Source organism: Betaproteobacteria bacterium (assembly GCA_016791345.1).
GTDB lineage: Bacteria > Pseudomonadota > Gammaproteobacteria > Burkholderiales > JAEUMW01 > JAEUMW01.
Map to the genome: position 1 here is coordinate 1 of JAEUMW010000313.1, position 2,922 is coordinate 2,922.

General features: G+C 66.2%; 4 protein-coding genes. 1 reads left to right on the plus strand and 3 read right to left on the minus strand.

From position 1 onward, the window contains the following. On the minus strand, nucleotides 1-1,062 hold a 1,062-nt coding region (locus JNK68_12440; protein ID MBL8541164.1), incomplete at its 3' end, for an aminotransferase class I/II-fold pyridoxal phosphate-dependent enzyme. Nucleotides 1,063-1,282: 220 nt separating this feature from the next. Continuing rightward, a complete protein-coding gene (locus JNK68_12445) occupies nucleotides 1,283-1,711 on the minus strand; it encodes a hypothetical protein (GenBank protein MBL8541165.1) in 429 nt (142 codons plus the stop codon). Nucleotides 1,712-1,964: 253 nt separating this feature from the next. On the opposite strand from JNK68_12445, the gene JNK68_12450 reads away from it, so the two are divergent. Beyond that, the gene (locus tag JNK68_12450) at nucleotides 1,965-2,216 is read left to right on the plus strand and encodes an acyl carrier protein (GenBank protein ID MBL8541166.1); all 252 of its coding nucleotides are present in this window, start codon (nucleotides 1,965-1,967) and stop codon (nucleotides 2,214-2,216) included. A 49-nt stretch (nucleotides 2,217-2,265) separates the two neighbouring features. Here JNK68_12450 and JNK68_12455 read toward each other — a convergent pair. Next, a partial coding sequence (locus tag JNK68_12455; protein MBL8541167.1) for a sensor histidine kinase occupies nucleotides 2,266-2,922 on the minus strand: 657 nt, incomplete at its 5' end.

Genomic DNA, 2,922 nt, shown 5'->3' on the forward strand with positions numbered 1-2,922 from the left:
CTGGCCGTTCTGGACACTCGGCGGAACCAGGGCGTCCACATAGACGCCGCGTTCCATCAGTTGCTCCCAGACTTCGCGCGTCTGCGCCTCGCCGTCCAGCGGAATGGCGATGATGGGGCTCGCGCTGTGGGTGGTCAGCAGACCCGCTGCGCGCAGCCGGTCCTTCATGCGTTTCGTGTTCGCCCACAACCGCTCGAGCCATTCCGGTTCGCTGTCGACGACGTCGAGCGCTGCCAGTGCTGCCGCCGCGCACATCGGCGACAGGCTGGACGCGCACAGGAAGCTGCGCGCGTTCGCCGCAACCTTCTCGATGACGGGCCGGCTGCCGATGGCGAACCCACCCTGCGAGGCGAACGACGCGCCCAGTGTGCCGACGACGACCGCAACGTCATCGGCGAGCCCGAAATGGGACGCCGTGCCGCGTCCGCCGAAACCCATCACGCCGACGCCGTGCGCGTCGTCCAGGATGATCTCCGCATTGAAGCTGTGCGCCGTGTCGACGATCTCGGGAAGCAGGGCGAGATTGCCGTAGGTACCGTACACGCCCTCGACGATGACCCACTTCTGCGCCCTTTCGGGCAGGGGTTCGAGCTGCGAACGAAGCGACGACACGTCGTTGTGATCGAAGCGAAACACCCGGCAGGGCGCCGTGCGCTGGCCATCGAGGATGCTTTCGTGACTTCTGCGATCCGAAATCAGATAGCTGCCGATGCGGCCCAGCGCGCTGATGACGCCGATGTTGGCGAGATAGTGATCGCCGAAGACGAGCGCCCGCTCGGCACCGAAGAAGGCGGCAAGCCGCGCCTCGAGTTCGCCGTGCAGCGCCAGCGTGCCATGCGTGGAACGCGATCCCGAGATGCCGGTCCCGTAGCGATCGACCGCGGCCTTCGCGGCAGCGGTCACCTTCGGGTGTGTCGTCAGACCGAGATAGTTGCCCGCTCCCAGCATCACCACCTTGCGGTCGGCCATGACGGATTCGCCCCGCAGTGCCGACTGGAGTTCCGGGAAAAAGGAAGCCCTTCCGGTGACGGCAAGGTACTCCGGCTGAGGGGAAATCATCATGGCAGCTCCTGTCCTGGACGATTCGAAGACGGTCCGCATCGACCAACGGGCTGATCGCCACTCCTTTGCTTCCCTCGCGTCCTGCGAGACCCGGCCATGCGTGCACCGGCAGGGTACGCGGGGATGCTTACTCAGACCTTTCCGGTATCCGCAACGGGTCGCGAGCGTGACAACGGGGGCCAACGCGGCGGCAAGCAGGCCTGCGCGGCAGCGCGTTCCGTCAGGGCTTGTTCTTGAGGGCTGACTTGCAGACGAAGTCGAGCTGGGATTCGGATACCGAATCCGGCGCGACCGGCGTGAACGACGTCACGTCGACTTCCAGCGTGATCTGACCGACGCTCTTGCCCTTGGCGTCGAGGTAGATAACCTCCGCAACGGCAAAGCTGCGCTCCTCGCAGTTGTACCACGCCAGATGCTTGGACGCGCGAAAGGCGCGAATGCCGCTGCCCGGAAAGCCCGGCTGGTCCTCGGTGTACTGCCACTTGTCCCAAGCTCGTCTGAGCTTGTCCTTGAGCACGATGCCGTGCGCATCGACGTAGATGGTTCCCTCTTTCGCCGTGGCGACGAGCTGCCAGTCGGCCGCGAGCGCCGGCGCGGGCAGAACGCTGGCGGCGACCAGCGAGGCGAGACCGAAAACTGCTATGTTCATGAACAGGCCCTTGTCACGCGGGCGGTGCGCTGCAGGGGTGGAGTGCCGTGCAGATGCCGGAAGGAGGAAATCTCCCGGGCAGGGTAACACGCGTGTCGATTTCCGCGCTGACCCTCGGGTCATCCGCTGCCGTTCGGCGGCAGGCTGGCCGGTGCAGCGGGCAGCACAGTCTCCGAAAGGTTCGGGAAAGCGAATCCCCGTAGCATGACCTGGGTGAGCGACAGGCCGCCTTGGCGGTCAGGCAGGAGTTCAAGTGGACCAGCGAACGATAGAATCCCGGCTGCGGGCGGCGGTCCGCCGCCGGCTGGGGGCCGGCAGGGAATGCACGGTCACCTCTAACAGCAGATTCGCCGATTTGGGGATTGATTCCCTCGATGTCATGGACGTACTCTTCGAGGCCGAAGAGGAGTATGGCATTCGCTTCACCGACCGGGCCGCGCGGGCTTTCGTCACAGTCGGCGACGTTGCTGCGTACATCGCAGGCAGGCAGGCGCAGACCGCCTGAGTGACGGGATTTTCGCCGAAGTCATTACGGCGTCTGTCACGGGAGTGCCTTACGGCTCGGTGGCCGGCCGTTGGCCGAAGGCGATGCGAATCAGGGTACCGCCAGCGGGTTGCGCGCGCTCGAGACGCACTTCTGCGCCGTGGGCGTGGGCAATCTCGCGGACGATGGCGAGCCCGAGGCCGGAACCTCCCGGCGGACTGCCGCGAAGCCGATAGAAGCGTTCGAACACGCGGTCGCATTCTCCCTCGGGGATGCCCGGGCCATCGTCCTCCACCGAGAGGCAGATGGCCGGAGACGTCTCCAGCCTGACCGTCACCATGCCGGGCCGACGCCCGTAGCGGATGGCGTTGTCGATGAGGTTGTTCATCATCTCCTGCAGCAGCAGAGGGTCCCCCGTCACCATGAGCGGGCGTTCCTCGCCCGAGAAACCCAGGTCGACGTCTGCCGCGAGTGCCTGCGGTACCCATTCGGCACAGGTCTCCTGCACCAGTCGCGCGAGATCGAGACGCTCGAAATCCCGGCTGCGGCTTCCGCTCGGCTCGGCGCGCGCCAGGGTGAGCAGCTGATTGACGATGCGCGTGGCGCGCCGGGCCGAATGTTGCAATTGTTCCAGTGCCTTGCGCAGCGAGTCGGAATCGCCGGTGCGCGCGGCGCGGTCGATCTGCGTCATGAGGCCGGCGAGCGGCGTCCGGAGCTGGTGCGCCGC

What these genes read in the sequence shown, in the direction of transcription:
- JNK68_12445 (MBL8541165.1), bottom strand. Translation starts at nt 1,711, where the DNA reads ATGAACATAGCAGTTTTCGGTCTCGCCTCGCTGGTCGCCGCCAGCGTT.